A 1008-nucleotide genomic window follows, 5' to 3' on the forward strand; every position below is an offset into this window, starting at 1 on the left:
TAGTTAAGAGAGGAACTCCATATGTGGTTCTTCAACAACATGCAGCTTAAAAATAAACTAGAATATTTATTAGGATTTGATCTTGGAATACGTGTTATGGCTAGTTGCGTTTGCTAGGTTAAAGTTAGTAAACTATCACGAACCTATGGAAAATTCCGCAGGAATTTTCCAAGTAATCACAGACCTAGCAATTAGTTATACACGTTGTTGTGGTGCGTATTTTTTAAATTTCATCTTTTGGCCTTGGTGGTGGACTAAAGTATTTTTTATCAATTAAAAGTATTTTCAAATCCGTTTTATTTGTAATTCGGTAATAGGTTTCTGTAAGTTGCTTTAAGGTGTTGGGTAGATTCTTAAAATCATTTTTATCATCATACTGAATACATATCGTTAGCTTTTCTGGGCTTTCACTCAGCCCTAGGTTTTCCCCATTATTTTCAATATCTTTTCTTAGAACATTTTCTAAACTATCCAAAGGAATACCAGATTCGTTATTTTTACTAATCTTATTATTATAGATTGCAATTACATTTTTAGTTTTAATAATTCTAAAGGAATCTTCTTTTGAACAAGTGTTTCTGAAATAAATGGTTTTAATTTCGCTATCTGTTGTCGAAGTTATTTTTGGTATACTATCATTACAGACTATTTTTTCTGTCCGATTAATTAATTCAAGCCAGTTTTCGAAATTATTGACATTTAATTCAACGCCTAGACTGTCATTTTGTTTATTCCACTTTCCAAATTCCATTTGAACCAATGCTGTTTCTTTTTCGATTGGCTCTTGTTCTTTTTTTTCAACCTTCCCACATCCATTAATTATTAGAATTAGGAATAGTGAGAAAGACATTTTAAGTATATATTTCATTTTGAAACTGTTTTTATATATGCACCACAACGGTGTTGTGTATGATTAGATTCTGTGTTAGCAAACAACAAAAATCCTATATTTTTTTCTATTTTTGTTTTTCAAAACGGCTTTAAGCTAGTTTCTAAAGGGCAGTTTCT

1 protein-coding gene is annotated in these 1008 nt (G+C 30.2%); it reads right to left on the minus strand.

The window, feature by feature from the left end:
• Positions 1-223: 223 nt before the first annotated feature.
• On the minus strand, positions 224-868 hold the full coding sequence (locus tag H593_RS0115455; protein WP_028873252.1) for a hypothetical protein: 645 nt from the start codon (positions 866-868) through the stop codon (positions 224-226).
• Positions 869-1008: the final 140 nt, after the last annotated feature.

It is taken from the genome of Psychroserpens burtonensis DSM 12212, assembly GCF_000425305.1.
Classification (GTDB): Bacteria; Bacteroidota; Bacteroidia; order Flavobacteriales; family Flavobacteriaceae; genus Psychroserpens; species Psychroserpens burtonensis.